Raw genomic sequence first — 16,796 nt, forward strand, 5'->3', positions numbered from 1 at the left:
GGGTTAATCCAAGTTCTTCTCATGGTCGCAGAATCCACCAAGAATGTGCCTTCGGCACGACGGCGCAATCCCGTTCCGCCCATCACCTACCCCGAGGATCTGCCCGTCAGCGGCCGGCGCGAGGAGATCGCGCGCGCGTTGGCGGCCCACCAGGTCATCATCGTAAGCGGCGAGACCGGCTCCGGCAAAACCACCCAGCTGCCCAAGATCTGCCTCGAGCTGGGACGAGGCGCGGCCGGCATGATCGGCCACACCCAGCCTCGCCGGCTCGCGGCGACGTCGGTGGCGCGACGCATCGCCGAGGAATTGGGCACCCCGCTGGGCGAGGTGGTGGGATACCAGGTCCGCTTCAACGACAAGACCGCGCCGGGCGCTTCGGTCAAGCTCATGACCGACGGCATCTTGCTGGCCGAGACACAGCGCGATCCCGAGTTGCGCGCCTACGATACGCTCATCATCGACGAGGCACATGAGCGCAGCCTGAACATCGACTTCTTGCTGGGCTACCTGCGGCAGTTGCTGCCGCGCCGCCCCGACCTGAAGCTCGTCATCACCTCGGCGACCATCGACGCCGAGCGTTTCGCCCGCCATTTCTCTTTGCCCGGGAAACCCGAGGTGCCGGTCATCAATGTTTCGGGGCGGCTGTATCCGGTGGAGGTGCGGTACCGTCCCGTGGACACCCGGGGCATGCAGGCCAGCGATGCCGAAGACGCGGCGCCGCGCAAGTCCGAGCGCCCGCGCGAGAAAGAGCAGCTGTCCCGCGACGAAGAACGGGACTTGATCGACGCCATCGTCGACGCCGTGGACGAATGTGCCCGCCATGGGCCGGGAGATGTGCTGGTTTTCCTCCCGGGCGAGCGCGAAATCCGGGAGGCGGCGGAGGCGCTGCGCAAACACCATCCTCCGGGGACGGAGGTGTTGCCCTTGTTCGCGCGCCTGTCGCAGGCCGAGCAGGAGCGGGTGTTCCACCCCAAAGGCAGCGGCCGCCGCGTGGTGCTCGCGACCAACGTGGCGGAGACCTCGCTGACGGTACCCGGCATCCGTTTCGTCGTGGATACCGGCCTGGTCCGGATGAAGCGCTATTCCTGGCGCAATAAGGTCGAGCAGTTGCGCATCGAGCCGGTGAGCCAGGCCTCGGCCAACCAACGCGCGGGACGCTGCGGCCGCATCGGGCCGGGGGTCTGCATCCGGCTTTACGAAGAAAGCGATTTCGAGGCGCGTCCCCGCTTCACCGATCCGGAAATCCTTCGCTCTTCGCTGGCGAGCGTCATCCTGCGCATGAAATCGCTCAACCTGGCGGACATCGAGCAGTTCCCCTTCGTGGAGGCGCCGCCCGGGCGGGCGATCGCCGACGGTTACCACTTGCTGCAAGAGCTGGGGGCCATCGACGAGAACAATGCGCTGACACCTGTCGGGCGCGAGCTCGCGCGCCTGCCGGTGGACCCGCGCATCGGCCGGATGATCCTGGCCGCCCGGGACCACGATTGCCTGTCCGAGATGCTGGTCATCGCGTCGGCGCTTTCGGTGCAGGATCCGCGCGACCGACCGCTCGATGCACAGGAAGCGGCTGACCAGGCGCATGCCCAATTCGCCGATGACCGGTCTGAATTCATGGCGTTCCTGAAGCTGTGGAAGTGGTTCAATGAGGCGCTAGAGCACAAACAGTCGCAGCGCAAGTTGGTAGAAAAACTGCGCCAGCATTTTTTGTCGCCGGTGCGCATGCGGGAATGGCGTGACGTGCACTCCCAGCTCGCGGCGGTCGTTGGCGAACAGGGATGGCGCCTGAACCAGTCCGAGGCCACGCTGGAGCAAGTCCACCTTGCCCTGCTGACAGGGTTGCTCGGCAACATTGGCTACAAGTCCGACGAGGACGCGCAGTATCTCGGCGCCCGGGGCATTCGCTTCGTCATCCATCCCGGGTCGAGGTTGGCGAAGAAGGCGGGGCGCTGGGTCGTTGCAGCCGAACTCGTAGAAACCTCGCGCCTGTTCGCACGCTGCGTGGCCCGCATCGACCCCACCTGGGTGGAGCGCGCGGGCCGCCATTTGTTGCGCAAGAACTGGTCTGATCCGCGCTGGGAGAAGAAAGAGGGCAGGGTGGTCGCCAATGAACGGGCGACGTTGTATGGCCTGACGGTCTACGCCGGCCGTCGCGTCGATTATGGACGCATCGATCCGCGCCATGCACGCGAAATCTTCATTCGCCAGGCGCTGGTGACCGGAGAGCTCGACAGCCGGCTGCCGTTCATCGCGCACAACCGCCGGCTCGTCGCCGAGATCGAGAAGCTGGAGCACAAATCGCGGCGGCCCGACATCCTGGTCGATGACGAGCTGATCTTCGCCTTCTACGACAGGCAGGTTCCGGCCGACGTGAATCGCGTCGTCACGCTGGAAAAATGGTACCGGGAGGCGAGCGCGCAGGCCGGCGAGGGCTCCAAGCTGCTGTTCCTGTCGCGCGAGGAGCTGATGCGGCACGAAGCTGCCGGCGTGACTACCGAGGTCTTCCCCAAGAAACTGGCGCTGCACGGCATCGAGATGGCGCTGGATTATCACTTCGAGCCCGGTTCGCCGCGCGACGGCGTGACGCTGACCGTGCCGCTGTTCGCGCTCAACCAGCTCGACCCGGCCCGCTGCGAGTGGCTGGTGCCGGGCATGCTGAAGGAAAAGGTCCATCTGCTGCTCAAATCCCTGCCGCAGAAGCTGCGCCGCCATTGCGTGCCGCTGCCCGAGTACGCGGCGGCCTTCTACGACCGTTGGTTCGACCGGGCACTGAAACCGGACCGCAGCCTGATCGAGGCGCTGATCGCGGACGTGCGCGAGCAAACCGGCGTGCAGCTGGCGCCGGCCGATTTCAAGCTGGAAACGCTGCCGCCCCACCTGTTCATGAACTTCCGGGTGGTGGACGAGCACGGGCGGATGTTGGACATGAGCCGCAATTTGTCGCAACTGAAAGCGGAGCTGGGACGCGAAGCGCAGGCCACGTTCCAGCAGGTGGCCGCGCGCGACAAGGACGTGGCGCAGGCCTTGGCCCACGAGAACCTGACGGATTGGACGTTCGGCCCTTTGCCGGAACTGATGGAAATCCGGCGCGGCGGCTTGTCGGTCATCGGCTATCCGGCGCTGGTGGACCGCGGCACGCACTGCGATCTCGACGTCTACGACGATCCCGACGAGGCGGCTCGGCATCACCGAGCGGGATTGCTGCGCCTGTTCCGCCTGCAACTGAAAGACCAGGTCAAGTTCCTGGAGAAAAACCTGAACGGCCTGACCCAGATGAGCATGCTGTACATGCCGCTCGGGACGCAGGAGGAATTGCGGGACCAGATCATCGATGCAGCGCTGGCACAGGCCTGCCTGGCCGATCCGCTGCCGACGGACGCGCAAGCCTTCGCGCAGCGGCGGGCCGAAGGCAAGGGGCGGGTGGGGTTGCTGGCCCAAGAGATCGCACGCCTGGCGTCGACCATACTGACCGAATGGGCGGCGGCGCAGCGCAAGCTACCCCAGGCCAAGGCGCACGCGGCAGCCCATGCGGACATCGAACAGCAATTGCGCGGCCTGATGACAAAGTGGTTCATTCGCGACACCCCTTATCCGCAACTGGCGCATTTCCCGCGTTACCTCAAGGCGGTACAGGCACGGATCGACAAGCTGCGTGCCGATCCTCCCCGCGACGCGCGCCTGCTGGCAGACCTGAATCAACTGCTCGTGCCCTATCAACGGGCCCGCGCCGCGCGCAAAGGCGTCCCGGATCCGCGCCTGGACGAATTCCGCTGGATGCTGGAAGAGTTGCGCGTGGCCCTGTTCGCCCAGGAGCTGCGCACGCCCATGCCGGTGTCGGTCAAGCGCTTGCAAAAGAGCTGGGAGGCCATCAACCGGTAAGTGCGGCGCCTCAGCGTTTCACGTATTCCCGGATGAAGTGGGAAAAGGTTTGCGCGGCCGGCGACAGGGACCGTTGGCGATGGCTTAGCAACGAGATGGGGCGCACGATGCTTTCTGGTTCGAATAGACGCATCTCGACGTTGCTGTACTTTTCTACGATGGGGCGGGCGTGGCCAGGAATCAGGGCCACGCCGAGTCCGGCATCGACGAGGCCTATCGCTGTCCATACAAAAGAAACTTCGAAGGCCGGCTTTAAGCGAACGTTGGCTTGCATCGCGTGGTAGTCGACGAAGTGGCGGGTCGGGTTCAACGCAGCCAAGGCGATGTACGGATGGGCCGTGACGTCAGACCAGGAAGGCTTGTGGCGCCGATTCCACCTATAGCTGCGTGGGTAGATGAGCGCGAGGTGGTCGGTCAGGAACGGTTCTTCACGAACGAACGGTGATTCTGACGGCGGGACGCTGAGCGCGAGATCTGCTTCGCCGCTCGCGACCAAATCGACGATTTCGCCGCCCGCGCTGTCGCGCAAGACGACGGTCACGTTCGGGTGTCGTTCCGAGAATGCCCCGATTACGCGGGGAAGCCAGAGCGACGCGAGGACCGGCGAGCACGCAAATCTCACTCGTCCCCTGCTACGGGCGGCAAGCCCGCGGAATTCGCTGACGGCGCTTCCGAGGTCTTGGATGACCCGGGTCGCCGTGGGGCGCAGCTCTTCGCCTGCCTCCGTCAGTTGAACCGAACGCGTGGTCCGGTCGAACAACTTGAGCCCCAGCTCGGCCTCGAGTTCTCGCACCAGCAGGCTTACGGCCGATTGCGACAGGTTCAGGACGGCCGCGGCTTCCGTAAAGCTATGCGTCTCTGCAACACAGACGAAGGCGCGCAATTGCTTGAGGGAAAGGTTGCCGAGCTCGGAATAGAAGTTATTCATTGGCGAACCTATTTAATTAATGAGAATAACTCGCTTGGATGATAAATCAGGGCGAGTTACTGTCCATCCCAAAGAAAACAACATGGGAGACGGGGATGGAAGCGCGAGTCACAAGTAAACCTGGTGCCGGCCGATTGATTCGTTGGCTGGGTGTGGGTCTATTCGGTGGGTGGGCGTTATCGCCGGCAGTCGCATCGGCTGCGGGCTATCCCGCCCACATGGTCAAGATCATTAGCCCCGCTTCCGCCGGGACGACCGGCGATCAGATGGCGCGCTTGCTGGCTTCCAAGTTGTCGCCGCGTTGGGGGGTGCCGGTCGTGGTCGACAACAAAGTCGGTGCCGGAGGCGCGATCGGCTTCGATGCCGTGGCCAAGGCGCCTGCCGATGGCTATACGTTGCTGATGTCGATCACCGCCTTCAGCACCCTTGCCGCGGTGCGTTCCAAGTTGCCCTATGACCCGGCCAGTGCTTTTGTCCCCGTTGCGTTAGTCGGCAAGAGTCCGCTGGTCTTGGTCGTCAGCAATGACGTTCCCGCGCATAGCGTGGACGAGTTCCTCGCGCACGTGAAGAAACAAGCGGCAGGCAAGCTCAACTATGCCTCGCCTGGAATAGGCAGCGTGCATCATCTCACGATGGAGCTGTTCCAGCAGGAAACCGGCGTTTCGATGACGCACGTGCCCTACAAGGCCACCAGCGGCGTGCTCAACGACCTGGCTTCGGGCCAAGTCCAGGCCAGTTTCGTGGTACTGCAGACAGCGGCATCGTTGGTCCAGGCCGGCAAGATGCGCATGTTGGCCGCGGTGTCGGATCGCAGGCTGAGCCAGTTTCCCCAGGTGCCGACGCTCAGCGAACTGGGCCTGAAGCGGATGGAGTTCGAAACTTGGGTCGGGCTGCATGCGCCAGCAGGCACCTCGCGGGAAGTCATCGAGCGGGTCAATCGCGATATCAACGATTTGCTTCGGACGGCCGACGTCAAGGCAGGGTTCGAACAAATGGGCGTGACCGCCGTAGGCGGCAGTCCGGAAGTCTTGGACGACTGGGTTCGCCGGGAAATCCAGACCTGGCGCCAGGTCGCGTCCCAAGCCGGTTTGTCGGCCGATTGAGATTGAACGGGTTTCCACCCACTACATACGTCATGGTCACTCAAGCACAGAACGCAAAATTGGTCCGGACCGGACCAGGTACGCCCATGGGCAACCTGTTCCGCCGCTATTGGATTCCCGCTTTCTTGTCCGAAGAAGTACCCACTCCCGATTGCCCGCCAGTCCGCGTCAAGCTCCTCTCCGAAGATCTCTTGGCCTTTCGCGACTCGGAGGGGCGCGTTGGGCTCGTCGATGAGTTTTGCCCCCATCGCCGCGTCTCGCTTTGGTTCGGCCGAAACGAAATGGGGGGCATCCGTTGCGCCTACCACGGTTGGAAGTTCTCCGCCTCGGGCGAATGCCTGGAAGTTCCGTCGGAAGAGGCGAGCGGCACATTCAAGAAGAGCGTAAGGCTTCTGTCTTATCCGTGCATCGAGCAGGGCGGGGTCGTGTGGACTTACATGGGGCCGCCAGAGCTCAAGCCGCCGTTTCCCGAATTCGAGTGGATGCAAGTGCCGGCCTCCCACCGCTACGTGTGCAAGCGGATCCAGGAGAGCAATTACCTTCAGGCGATGGAGGGAGGCATCGATTCGAGCCATGTGTCCTTCCTGCACAGCGGGGAATTGCACACCGACCCCCTGCACAAGGGCACCCAGGGCGCCCAGTATCAGCGCGACGCTACGCCGCAATTTGAAGTCATGGAGTCAGCCGGCGGGTTGTTGATCGGTGCGCGTAGGCGCGCAGACGGCGGCAAGAGTTACTGGCGGATTACGCAGTGGATCATGCCTTGGTACACGATGATTCCGCCCTACGGTGACCACGCGCTTCATGGCCATGCGTGGGTGCCCATGGATGATGAGAATTGCTACGTGTGGAGCATGACCCATCACCCGTCCCGTCCGCTCAGCACGGACGAGCGCGCCGCCATGGAAAGCGGACAAGGCATTTATGCCGAGTTGATCCCAGGCACTTACCGGACGGTCGCCAACAAGCGCAATGACTATCTGATCGACCGCGAGGCGCAGAAAAAGGGAATCTATTACAGCGGCGTGAAGGGGATCGCGATGCAAGATGCATCGCTGCAAGAGAGCATGGGGCCTATCGTAGACCGGTCCTTGGAGCGCCTGGCGAGCACGGATATCGCCATTGTCAAGGCCCGCCGGCGCTTATTGGCTGCCGCAGACGCCGTGGCGGACGGCACGCAGCCTCCCGGCCTGGATCCCGCGACCCATCGGGTGCGTTCGGCGTCCTTCGTCCTGCCCCCCGAAGTGCCATTGGCCGACGTGGTGGAGGAGGTGACCGCGGTAGTCGAAGGTGCCCATACCTCCATCTAGGAACGCCATGTCCACAAGTATGACTTCGTCCATACGGGCCGCCGTGGCTCTCGACGGGCTGCGAACCGAAGTGCGCGCCTTTGCACGCCCCGAAATTCCGGTCGATGGCGGTCTGTTGAAAGTCGAGATGACGGGAATATGCGGAAGCGATTGGCCATACTTCGTCAACTACCCTCGGAGTAAGGGGCCCTTGATCCTGGGCCATGAAACCGTGGGGAGGATCGAGGCGCTCGGCCGCTCCGCTGCAACCAGATGGGGATTAAAGGAGGGAGATCGCGTCGCCCTGGAGGAGTATCTTCCTTGTGGTCATTGCGATTATTGCCGCAGCGGCGACTTTCGATTATGCGACGCCACCGACTCCCTGCTGGGCAACGGCGTTCGCTATGGGTCGACGCCCATCTCGGTCGCTCCTTCGTTATGGGGGGGCTATGGGGAGTACCAGTTCTTGCATCCCAGCTCGGTGTTCCACCGGGTGCCGGAATCGGTCTCCCCGACGCTAGCCACGCTGGCCCTTCCGTTGGGCAATGGGTTCGAATGGGCGCATTTACAGGGCCGGGCGACCGTGGGACAAGCGGTGCTCATCCAGGGGCCTGGCCAGCAGGGGTTGGCGTGCGTGGTCGCCGCCCGCGAAGCGGGGGCGAGCTGCATCATCGTGACGGGCTTGTCGGCGGACCGCCACAGGCTGGAGTTGGCGCGCGAACTGGGAGCCCACCACACCATCGATATCGAGAAGGAAGATCTCTTAGAGACCGTCGCCGACCTGACTGGCGGGCTGATGGCCGACTTGGTCATCGACTGCGCCTCCGGGGGGCCGGCCACCATCGTCGCCGCGGTCCAACTGGCTCGCAAGCATGGAACCATCCTGCTGGGGGGGCGCAAAGGTGAGCCGGTGCCGAAATTCGACAGCGATATCCTGTTCAAGAAATGCCTGACTCTGAAGGGGGTGCGTGGGCATAGCTACCAGGCCGTGGAGCTGGGGCTTGCGACCATTGCGTCGGGGCGCTACCCGTTGCACAAACTCTGCACCCACGTTTTCGGCCTCGACCAGGTCGACGCCGCGTTGCACACCGTGGGGGGCCAGGCGGGGCGGGCGGCGATTCATTGTTGCGTAGACCCCTGGCGCACCGGGGGCGGGGCCGTTTCCGAGCCAGGTGCGACGCAGCAGTGACGCTTTCCGCCTCGCTTTTCGAGCGTCCTAGGTGAGGGCGCGCCGCAGCTCCGGCGCGCCGGGCAGGTTGGGGGCCGGACTGTCGGTCTCCAGGCTTTCGAGCAGGCGCTGCAGGTGGCCGATGTGGGGCAGCATCGGGCCATAGAAGAGGGTCTGGTGCCCGGTTTGGATCAGCAGGGTGGGGAAGTCTTCGATGTCCTGGTCGTCCAGCAGGTCGGGGTGTTCCTCGACGTCCACCCAGAGGAACACGTGATCGGTGAACTGCTCGGACAGTTCCTCGAACTTGGGCTGGTATTCGCGGCAAGTGCCACACCAAGCCGCGCAGAGGCACGCGACCAGCAAGGTTTGCGGATCATCGAGGCGCCGCGCGAGCTCACCGGCGCCGGTGTCGGGAAAGTAGACGGCCATGATGTGAGTGACGTAAGGGTTTTGGTAGCCATTATGCCTGCGCCTTGCGTCATACTTGCAACCGTGACTGAAATCACGGAGATCGAATGGCTTCCTCTTCCGATGAACGCACTGCGGCCAGCGCGGGGTTGCAGGGGGTCGGCCTGGCCTTTGGCCGGGCCGTCGTATCGCAGTTCCGCGGGCCCATGTTGCTTGCGTTGCTGCTGCCTTTCCTGGTCGCCTTGGCCGCGGCGATCGCCCTGATTTGGTTCTTCTGGACACCGCTTACCGAATGGCTGCAAGGCACGCTGTTCGGGATTCCGTTCGTGAGCGATCTGGACGGCGTGCTGGTCGCCGTGGGGATCGCCTCGCTCAAGCTGTGGCTGATTCCCGTCGTGGCCACGCTGATCCTGCTGCCGCTATCGGGCATCCTGGGGCTCGTGGTCGCGGCGGTGCTCATCATGCCGCTGGTGCTGCGCAATCTGGAGAAGAACGACTACCCCGAGCTGGAGCGGCGTGGCCGCAATGCGACGGTCGCGAGCGTCTGGAATGCCGTGTGGGTCACGACGCTGTTCGTGTTCGGCTGGCTGTTCACCATGCCGCTCTGGCTGCTTCCTCCACTGGCCGTGCTGCTGCCCATCGCCTGGTGGGCTTTTGCCTTTACTCGCATGCTCCGGCTCGACGCGATGATCGAGCATGCTTCGCCCGAAGAGCGGCGCCTGCTGCTCGCGCGGCACAATCGGGGATTCTGGGCGTTAGGGCTGATCTGTTCCCTGTTGAACCTCTTGCCTCCCGCCTGGTTCATACTGCCGGTGTTTTCGGCGCTCCTGTTTTCGCATTTTGCACTCGAGGCGCTGCGCCGCCTGCGTAGCGAGACCACGTCATGAACGCATCGCTTGCTTCTCGCCGTATCGGCTTGTTCATCATCGGAGACGAGATTCTTTCCGGGCGCCGCCAAGACCGGCATTTCGCCAAGGTCGTGGAGCTGTTGGGCGCGCGCGGCCTGCGGCTCGCCTGGGCCCAGTTCCTGGGCGACGACCGCGAGGCGCTCACCGACGCGCTGCGTCGCAGTTTTGCCAGTGGCGACATTGTGTTTTCGTGCGGCGGCATTGGCGCCACGCCCGACGATCACACGCGCCAAGCCGCGGCGGCTGCCTTGGGCGTACCGCTGGTATTGCACGAGGAAGCGCGGATTCTGATCACCGAGCGCTGCGCGGAGACGGCCGCCGAGGGCTCGGGCAGCGCCGACATGACGACGCCGGAAAACCAGCGGCGCCTGAAAATGGGCGAGTTTCCGGAAGGCAGCGAGATCGTGCCCAATCCCTACAACAAAATTCCGGGATTTTTCATACGAGACCACACCTTCGTGCCGGGCTTTCCGGTGATGGCCTGGCCGATGATCGAATGGACGCTCGACAACCGTTATGCCGGCTTGCACCATGCGGTGCCGCACGTCGAGCATTCATTCATGGTGTTCGAGCTGCCAGAGTCGCGCATCGCGCCGGTGATGGAGGCCATCGAGCGGCGTTGGCCCGACGTCAAGGCGTTCAGCCTGCCCAGCGTGGGAGGCGATGGGAAGCGCCGCCACATCGAGTTGGGTGTCAAAGGCGAGCCGGCCGCGGCGGCCGAGGCGCTGGCCTGCATGCGCGAAGAGGTGCGCCGGCTCGGCGGCCTGTTCAACGCCGCCGAGTAATCGGGTCTTGCGTGCAGGGCTTAGGCCGCGGCGGCCTTGCGGCTGCGCGCTGCGCGGCCGTCGGCGGCGGCCTTGAACGTGGCATTCGTGGCCGCGTTCAGGTTGGACTCGGCCAGTTCCGCCGCTTGCTTGGCCGCTTTGCTCACCGACTCGTATGCCGACGTGAGCGTGGCGAGCGAGGACTTGACCAGCGCGATGGCGCTTTCCGAGCCGGCCGGCGCGTTCTTGGCCAGCTGGTCGACGGCTTCGGCAAGTTGGCGGTGCTGTTCGGCCAGCTGCGCTTCGCCCAGGCGCGTGAATTCGGTCTGCACGCCAGATACGATGTCATAAACGTGCTTGCCGTAGGCGACCGCCTTCTCGGCGCTCGGTTGGACCAGCGAGGAGACGAAGGCGAACACTTCTTGGCCGTCTTTCAGGCCAAAGGCTTCTTGTGCCTTCAGCGACGCTTCTTCGAACGTGGCCTTGGTAACCTTCAGGTGCAGGTCGACCAGTTTTTCGAAACCTTCGAACGCGGTGTTCTGGGCGGTGAGTAGGGTTTCAAAGGCCGCTTTTTGCGAGGCCAGTGCGCGTTCAGGGGTAGCGAACATAGTTGGGCTCCTTGTGGACTGTCTAGGACGAGGCGACCGGGAAACCAGGGAAGTACGCCCCCAAACAGCCCGATCCGTCAATGCGCATCGATGTCGATTGCTGCATCGCACAAAAACTATTGTAGGTGTACTGTGGGGAAAGTCAAGTTTTTTCCCCTGTGGATTGTTGCGATGCGTCAGGCGCCTTCCCCGCCCGCGGAAGGGGGCCCAAAGGGCTCTGCACATAGCGCGCGTGGGCGGTGTCCCGCTACACTTCGGCGTCCCATACCGAAGGCCGCGCCGTGGGTTCTCCGCTCCTGTCCCGCTTGATCGCACCCTTTTTCGTCATTATCTGGAGCACGGGCTTCGTCGTCGCCCGCTTTGGGCTGCCGTATGCCGAGCCCATGACCTTCCTGGCCGCGCGGTTCGCGGGCGTGCTCGCCGTCATGGTGCCGCTGTCGTTTCTGTTGTCCATCCAGTGGCCAGGGCGTCGAGAAAGCCTGCATGTCGCCGTGGCCGGCGTGCTGCTCCAGGCCGGATATCTCGGCGGCGTCTGGACGGCGATCCACCAGGGCATGGGGGCAGGGTTGGCCGCGCTGGTCGTGGGCCTGCAGCCCCTGCTGACGGGCGTGGCCGGCCGCTGGATGGGCGAGGCGCCCAGCATGCGCCAATGGATCGGGCTGGCACTGGGGTTCCTGGGCGTGGCGTTGGTGGTGGAGAACCGCCTCGGTGGCGACGGGCTCACCTGGCGGGCGCTGGCGTTTGCCGTGGGGGCATTGGTCTCCATCACCGCCGGCACGATTTACCAGAGGCGGTTCTGTCCCGGGGTGGACTTGCGCGCCGGCCTGGTGCTGCAGTTTGCCGCATCGCTGGCCGTCGTTGCGCCGGCCGCCTGGGTGTTCGAAACGATGCAGGTCGAGTGGACCTGGTCCTTCGTGGGCGCGTGGGCCTGGTCGGTGTTTGCGCTGTCCATCGGCGCGATCTGCCTGTTGTTCCTGCTGATTCGGCGCGGTGCCGCCACCCGGGTGGCGAGCCTCATGTATCTGACGCCGACCGTGACCGCGCTCATGGCCTGGGCGGCGTTCGACGAGCCACTCACCCTGACCATGCTGGCCGGCATGGCGATCTCGGCGTTCGCTGTGGCGTGGACTCAGGGGAAACGATAGGGAGATTCGTTCTCGCGCGCAGATTGCGATCCCTTACACTCTTTTCACTGTCGCGGGAGTCGTCTCCCGCGGCACCCTTTCACGAGCAGGAGACAAAAATGGGCCTTCAAAAAAATGCAGCGCCCGCGGCGATCGCGGCCGCAGTCCTGGCCGGCGTGGCCGGCCTCGCGCCTGCGCACGCGGCGGAGCAGAACTATCCCACCCGTCCGGTGACGATGATCGTTCCCTTCGCGGCCGGTGGTCCCACCGACGTGGTGGCGCGCTCGCTGGCCGAAGCCATGCGCAAGTCGCTCGGCCAAACGGTGGTGGTCGAGAACGTCGGCGGTGCCGGCGGCACGATCGGCACCGCAAGGGTGGCCAAGGCGCCGAACGACGGCTATACCGTGCTTCTCATGCACATCGGCTTCTCCACTGCGCCGGCGCTCTATCGCAAGCTGAGCTACGACCAGGCCAACGATTTCCAACCGATCGGGCTCACGGTCGACGTGCCCATGACGATAGTCGCGCGCGACAACTTCCCCGCGAATAACATCAAGGAGTTCCTCGACTACGTCAAGGCCAACGCCAGCAAGCTCTCCATGGCCAACGCGGGGATCGGCTCGGCCTCGCACCTGTGCGGCCTGATGTTCATGAGCTCCATCGGCACGGAGTTCCAGACCATCCCTTACAAAGGCACCGCGCCGGCCATGAACGACCTGCTGGGCAAGCAGGTGGACTTCATGTGCGACCAAACCACCAACACCACCGGGCAAATCAAGGCCGGCAAGGTCAAGGCCTATGCCGTGACGAGCACGACCCGGGTGCCGAGCCTGCCCGACCTGCCCACGCTGGACGAATCCGGCCTGAAGGGGTTCTCGGTCGGCATCTGGCACGGCTTGTGGGCACCCAAGGGGACTTCGCCCGCCGTGGTCGCCAAGCTGCAGAGCGCACTGAAGGCTGGCTTGGACGATCCCGCGTTCCAGAAGCGCATGAGCGAGCTCGGCGCCATCGTCTTGGCTGACAAGGCCACGCCTGCCGCCCTCGACACGCTGGTGAAGTCCGAGACCGCCAAGTGGGGCGCCGTGATCAAGAAGGCGGGTGTCTACGCAGATTGACGCCGAGCACCGCCCAGGCGCGACGCCTCCGGTAGCCCGGCAGCTACCCTGCCAAGGCGTGTTTCGGAGCGTCGCCCATGGGCTCCTGGAAAGCCAAGGCCCGGCCTGTGCCGGGCTTTGCAATATTTGCAGTCGGTTTTTAAGTAGAAGCTTAAAAAAAGCGAGCTAAGTCGTTCATTTAATAGAGATTTCCGCGGAAAAATCTGATAAGCTGCCACCCCTGGGCCGAGTCGTTACCGGAGGAAACATGGCGCGCATCAGGAACCGCATTTTATCGATCTCGCTGCTCTGCGCCCTCACAGCCACGTTTATCCTTCCCGCCGCCGTCCCGGTGGCCCACGCCGCTACCTCGTCCGCGTCGCAAGCCAAGCAGGCCAAGAAGGCGGCATCGGGGAAGGCCCGTTCCTCCAAGAAGCCGGCCAAGGTCGCCAAGTCTTCCAAGACTGCCCCTGCCAAGTCCTCCAAGGTTGCCTCCGCCAAGAAGGCCAAACCGGTCGCGGCGGGGAAAAAGCGCGCTGCCAAGCCGGTTGCGCACAAGGAAGCCGCGGCCGGCATACAGCGCGCTTCGTACGGTCCTGCTTCCTCGCTCGAGCTCGACGACGGCCATCTGGCAGTTCGCTCCAGCGTGGCCTTCGTCCAAGACCTGGCCTCGTCGGACGTGCTGTTTGCCAAGAACGAGAATACCGTGGCGCCCATTGCTTCGATCACCAAGCTGATGACAGCCCTGGTCGTGATCGAGGCGGGGCAACCGCTGGATGAAGAACTCGAGATTACGTCCGAAGATATCGACACCCACAAGTTCACGCATTCGCGCCTGGCGGTCGGCACCCGGCTCTCGCGGGCCGACATGCTGCACCTGGCCTTGATGTCGTCGGAGAATCGGGCGGCCAATGCGCTGGGCCGCCATTATCCCGGCGGCCTGCCGGCCTTCGTGCAAGCCATGAATGCCAAGGCCGCCGCGCTGGGCATGCAAGACACGCGCTACGTCGAACCCACGGGGCTGTCCAGCGAAAACGTCTCGAGCCCGCGCGACCTGGCCGTCCTGGTGCGCGAAGCGGCCCGGCATCCGCTGATCCGGCACTACACGACAGACACTGAATATGTGGTCGAGGTGAAGGGTAGGCCCCAGACCTTCCGCAATACCAACCGCCTGGTGGCACGCCCGGATTGGGATATCAGCGTATCGAAAACCGGTTTCATCAACGAGGCCGGCCGCTGCCTCGTCATGCTGGCGACCATAGGAGGCCGCGACTTGGCCATCGTGCTGCTTGATTCCGTCGGCTCGCTGACCCGCACGGCTGACGCCCAGCGCATTCGCCAGTGGGTGCAGCGCGAAATCGGCGCGATGTAAGCTTCGCGGGGGCGGCTGGCGGCACGGCCAGCCGCGGCCCGGTGCCGCCGGGCGTAGCGGGCGCCGGTCAGGGCTCGTAGCCCAGGGCGTCCGAAATCTGGCTGGCAGTTTCCACCAGCGTATCGATCCAGCTGTCCTGCATGCGGTCCGCCGGCGCGGAAATGGAGAGGCCGGCGATGAGCTTGCCGGTGTCATCGCGTATGCCCGCGGCGATGCAGCGCACGCCCATTTCGAGTTCTTCGTTGTCCCGCGCGTAGCCCTTGGCGCGCACTTCTTCGAGTTCGCGCTCGAGGTCCTCGAGCGTGGTCAGGCTGTTGGCCGTGTGTCCGTGCAGGCCGGTGCGCGCTGCGTATGCGCGCACCTGCAGGGGATCGTCGGCGGACAAGAACAGCTTGCCCGTGGACGTAAGGTGCAGGGGAGCCCGGCCGCCGATGGCGCGCACGACCTGCATGCCGGAGCGTTCGCTGTATGCGCGGTCGATGTAGACGATTTCGTCTCCCTGCCGGACCGACAGGTTGACCGTTTGCCCGGTGAGGCGGTGTAGCGTGCGCATCGGCGTGATGGCTGCGTCGCGGACGTTGAGCCGGCCCTTCACCAGGTGGCCGAGCTCGAGCAGGCGCATGCCCAGGCTATACATGCCGCTTTCCACGCGGTCGACGTAGCGTCCTGCGACCAGGTCGTTCAGGATGCGGTGGGCGGTGGAGGGGTGCAGGCCGGTTGCTTGGGCGAGTTCCTTGAGGCTAACCGGATCGGGGTGCTGGGCGAGGGCATCGAGCAGACGCATGGTGCGTTCGAGCACTTGGATGGCGATCTGCGGCGCGGGAGCCGCGGAGGAAGGCGCTAAAGCCGCCTCCTCGGAAGTCATGGCTCTGGGCATTGTTATTTGATCTCTACGCGATGATGCTAGTTTATCCCATATGGTGAAATGTCGTAAACGCGACCTCACCTTGATGGGGTGGGCTTGCCGCGATGCAGCAGCCCATTTTTTGTTCCCGAGTATACCGCCGCCCGGTCAGGTTTATTGCATCGCACCATTCGTCGGAGCGCGCTGGCCGGCTGCGCGGCTCAGCGTCCAGGCGCCAGCGCGGCAACGCAATCGTTGACTAGGGCGGGGCCGCGGTAGACGAGGCCGGTGTAGAGCTGGACCGCATCGGCGCCGGCCGCGATTTTGTCGGCGGCGTGCCGACCCTCCGTGATGCCGCCTACGCCGATGATGGCAAGGGAGGAGCCTGCGCTGCGCCGCAGCCTCTCGATCACGCGCAGCGACATCTCTCGCACCGGCGGCCCCGACAAGCCGCCCGCTTGGTCGGCATTGCGCAAGCCCCGGACGGCGTCCCGCGAGAGGGTGGTGTTGGTGGCGATCACCCCGTCGATGCCGTATCGCGGCAGCAGTTCGGCAATGGCGTCGATCTGGCTTTCGTCCAGGTCGGGCGCGATCTTGACGGCAAGCGGCACGCGCCGGCCATGCCGCGAGGCGAGTTCGTCGCGCGCTTCGCCGAGCCGGCACAGCAATTGCGACAGTTCGTCTGCCCCTTGGAGGCTGCGGAGATTTTTCGTATTGGGCGACGAGATGTTGATGGTGACGTAGTCGGCGTGCGGATATACGGCCGAGAGTCCGGCCAGGTAGTCATCCGCGGCCTTTTCCATGGGCGTGTCGGCATTCTTGCCAATGTTCAGGCCGAGGATCCCGCCATGGGCCTGGTAACGGCTGCGGCGGACGTTCGCGAGGAAGGCGTCCAGTCCGTCATTGTTGAAGCCCATGCGGTTGATCAGGGCTTCAGCCGGGGACAGGCGGAATAGCCGCGGCAGCGGATTACCGGCCTGCGGCCGGGGCGTGACGGTGCCGATTTCCATGAAGCCGAAGCCCAGGCCAGCAAGCGCGTCAATGTGCGCTCCGTTCTTGTCCAGGCCGGCTGCCAGGCCTACCCCATTGGCTAATTTCAATCCCATGAGCTCGACCGGGCGGCCGGGGGTAGGGGCGCGCCGGGTCAGCCCCAGGTCATGAAGCCGTTGCAGCGCGGTGAGCGTCAGGGCATGGGCGGTTTCGGGCTCAAGGGCGAACAGGGCGGGCCGCAGTAGCGGGTAGGCACGGAAAAACGCGGACATGGGTGGAATCGAGTCAGTTGGGGGAAGACGGCACATCGTTGAGATGGC

At 64.4% G+C, this 16,796-nt stretch carries 14 protein-coding genes; 9 read left to right on the top strand and 5 right to left on the bottom strand.

The window, feature by feature from the left end; all coding sequences use genetic code 11:
- The first annotated feature begins 6 nt into the window (after positions 1-6).
- On the top strand, positions 7-3,876 hold the full coding sequence (hrpA, locus tag Q0319_RS02525) for an ATP-dependent RNA helicase HrpA (RefSeq protein WP_299450758.1): 3,870 nt from the start codon (positions 7-9) through the stop codon (positions 3,874-3,876).
- 10 nt (positions 3,877-3,886) lie between these two features.
- Here hrpA and Q0319_RS02530 read toward each other — a convergent pair whose 3' ends face one another.
- Entirely contained in the window at positions 3,887-4,804 is a 918-nt protein-coding gene (locus Q0319_RS02530) for a LysR family transcriptional regulator (protein WP_299450707.1), read from the bottom strand.
- A 218-nt stretch (positions 4,805-5,022) separates the two neighbouring features.
- Here Q0319_RS02530 and Q0319_RS02535 point away from each other — a divergent pair, with 218 nt between their 5' ends.
- From Q0319_RS02535 to Q0319_RS02545, 3 genes are read left to right on the top strand one after another with little or no spacing between them, the layout of a single operon-like run.
- Positions 5,023-5,907, top strand: a complete 885-nt coding sequence (locus Q0319_RS02535) for a tripartite tricarboxylate transporter substrate binding protein (protein WP_296470550.1) — start codon at positions 5,023-5,025, stop codon at positions 5,905-5,907.
- A gap of 32 nt (positions 5,908-5,939) precedes the next feature.
- Positions 5,940-7,217 (top strand): Rieske 2Fe-2S domain-containing protein, encoded by a 1,278-nt coding sequence (locus Q0319_RS02540; protein ID WP_299450708.1) that lies wholly within the window; start codon positions 5,940-5,942, stop codon positions 7,215-7,217.
- 7 nt (positions 7,218-7,224) lie between these two features.
- Positions 7,225-8,385 carry an alcohol dehydrogenase catalytic domain-containing protein gene (locus Q0319_RS02545; RefSeq protein ID WP_299450709.1) on the top strand — a complete coding sequence of 387 codons (1,161 nt, stop codon included), beginning with the start codon at positions 7,225-7,227 and terminating at the stop codon, positions 8,383-8,385.
- A 27-nt stretch (positions 8,386-8,412) separates the two neighbouring features.
- On the opposite strand, the gene Q0319_RS02550 is transcribed toward Q0319_RS02545, so the two are convergent.
- Positions 8,413-8,793, bottom strand: a complete 381-nt coding sequence (locus Q0319_RS02550; RefSeq protein ID WP_296462612.1) for a thioredoxin family protein — start codon at positions 8,791-8,793, stop codon at positions 8,413-8,415.
- 86 nt (positions 8,794-8,879) lie between these two features.
- Between Q0319_RS02550 and Q0319_RS02555 the strand changes: the two genes are divergently transcribed.
- Both Q0319_RS02555 and Q0319_RS02560 read left to right on the top strand, forming a co-directional pair.
- Complete coding sequence (locus tag Q0319_RS02555) at positions 8,880-9,659, top strand: EI24 domain-containing protein (protein WP_296462615.1); 780 nt, start codon at positions 8,880-8,882, stop codon at positions 9,657-9,659.
- Positions 9,656-10,465, top strand: coding sequence for a molybdopterin-binding protein (locus tag Q0319_RS02560; RefSeq protein ID WP_296462618.1), 810 nt, complete (start codon positions 9,656-9,658; stop codon positions 10,463-10,465). The genes Q0319_RS02555 and Q0319_RS02560 overlap by 4 nt, the downstream gene beginning before the upstream one ends.
- Positions 10,466-10,485: 20 nt before the next feature.
- Here Q0319_RS02560 and Q0319_RS02565 read toward each other — a convergent pair whose 3' ends face one another.
- A complete protein-coding gene (locus Q0319_RS02565) occupies positions 10,486-11,052 on the bottom strand; it encodes a phasin family protein (RefSeq protein ID WP_296462621.1) in 567 nt (188 codons plus the stop codon).
- Positions 11,053-11,291: 239 nt separating this feature from the next.
- Here Q0319_RS02565 and Q0319_RS02570 point away from each other — a divergent pair, with 239 nt between their 5' ends.
- The 3 genes from Q0319_RS02570 (at position 11,292) to pbpG (ending at position 14,642) form a co-directional block, all read left to right on the top strand.
- Positions 11,292-12,197 carry a DMT family transporter gene (locus tag Q0319_RS02570; protein ID WP_299450710.1) on the top strand — a complete coding sequence of 302 codons (906 nt, stop codon included), beginning with the start codon at positions 11,292-11,294 and terminating at the stop codon, positions 12,195-12,197.
- A gap of 98 nt (positions 12,198-12,295) precedes the next feature.
- The gene (locus Q0319_RS02575) at positions 12,296-13,291 is read left to right on the top strand and encodes a tripartite tricarboxylate transporter substrate binding protein BugD (protein ID WP_299450711.1); all 996 of its coding nucleotides are present in this window, start codon (positions 12,296-12,298) and stop codon (positions 13,289-13,291) included.
- A 247-nt stretch (positions 13,292-13,538) separates the two neighbouring features.
- A complete protein-coding gene (gene pbpG / locus Q0319_RS02580; RefSeq protein ID WP_296462635.1) occupies positions 13,539-14,642 on the top strand; it encodes a D-alanyl-D-alanine endopeptidase in 1,104 nt (367 codons plus the stop codon).
- Between the two features lie 67 nt (positions 14,643-14,709).
- On the opposite strand, the gene Q0319_RS02585 is transcribed toward pbpG, so the two are convergent.
- Together Q0319_RS02585 and Q0319_RS02590 are read right to left on the bottom strand one after the other, a co-directional pair.
- Positions 14,710-15,507 (bottom strand): IclR family transcriptional regulator, encoded by a 798-nt coding sequence (locus Q0319_RS02585; RefSeq protein WP_296462637.1) that lies wholly within the window; start codon positions 15,505-15,507, stop codon positions 14,710-14,712.
- 200 nt (positions 15,508-15,707) lie between these two features.
- Positions 15,708-16,748 (bottom strand): quinone-dependent dihydroorotate dehydrogenase, encoded by a 1,041-nt coding sequence (locus Q0319_RS02590; RefSeq protein ID WP_296462640.1) that lies wholly within the window; start codon positions 16,746-16,748, stop codon positions 15,708-15,710.
- Positions 16,749-16,796: the final 48 nt, after the last annotated feature.

Source organism: uncultured Pigmentiphaga sp., from assembly GCF_937950555.1.
In the GTDB taxonomy this organism is placed as follows: Bacteria; Pseudomonadota; Gammaproteobacteria; order Burkholderiales; family Burkholderiaceae_B; genus Pigmentiphaga.

Bases quoted from the DNA above. Each gene is read 5' to 3' on its own strand.
- Q0319_RS02530 (WP_299450707.1), bottom strand. From the start codon at position 4,804: ATGAATAACTTCTATTCCGAGCTCGGCAACCTTTCCCTCAAGCAATTG.
- Q0319_RS02585 (WP_296462637.1), bottom strand. From the start codon at position 15,507: ATGACTTCCGAGGAGGCGGCTTTAGCGCCTTCCTCCGCGGCTCCCGCG.
- Q0319_RS02590 (WP_296462640.1), bottom strand. From the start codon at position 16,748: ATGTCCGCGTTTTTCCGTGCCTACCCGCTACTGCGGCCCGCCCTGTTC.
- Q0319_RS02535 (WP_296470550.1), top strand. From the start codon at position 5,023: ATGGTCAAGATCATTAGCCCCGCTTCCGCCGGGACGACCGGCGATCAG.
- Q0319_RS02555 (WP_296462615.1), top strand. From the start codon at position 8,880: ATGGCTTCCTCTTCCGATGAACGCACTGCGGCCAGCGCGGGGTTGCAG.
- Q0319_RS02540 (WP_299450708.1), top strand. From the start codon at position 5,940: ATGGTCACTCAAGCACAGAACGCAAAATTGGTCCGGACCGGACCAGGT.
- Q0319_RS02560 (WP_296462618.1), top strand. From the start codon at position 9,656: ATGAACGCATCGCTTGCTTCTCGCCGTATCGGCTTGTTCATCATCGGA.
- pbpG (WP_296462635.1), top strand. From the start codon at position 13,539: ATGGCGCGCATCAGGAACCGCATTTTATCGATCTCGCTGCTCTGCGCC.
- Q0319_RS02575 (WP_299450711.1), top strand. From the start codon at position 12,296: ATGGGCCTTCAAAAAAATGCAGCGCCCGCGGCGATCGCGGCCGCAGTC.
- Q0319_RS02565 (WP_296462621.1), bottom strand. From the start codon at position 11,052: ATGTTCGCTACCCCTGAACGCGCACTGGCCTCGCAAAAAGCGGCCTTT.
- Q0319_RS02545 (WP_299450709.1), top strand. From the start codon at position 7,225: ATGTCCACAAGTATGACTTCGTCCATACGGGCCGCCGTGGCTCTCGAC.
- Q0319_RS02550 (WP_296462612.1), bottom strand. From the start codon at position 8,793: ATGGCCGTCTACTTTCCCGACACCGGCGCCGGTGAGCTCGCGCGGCGC.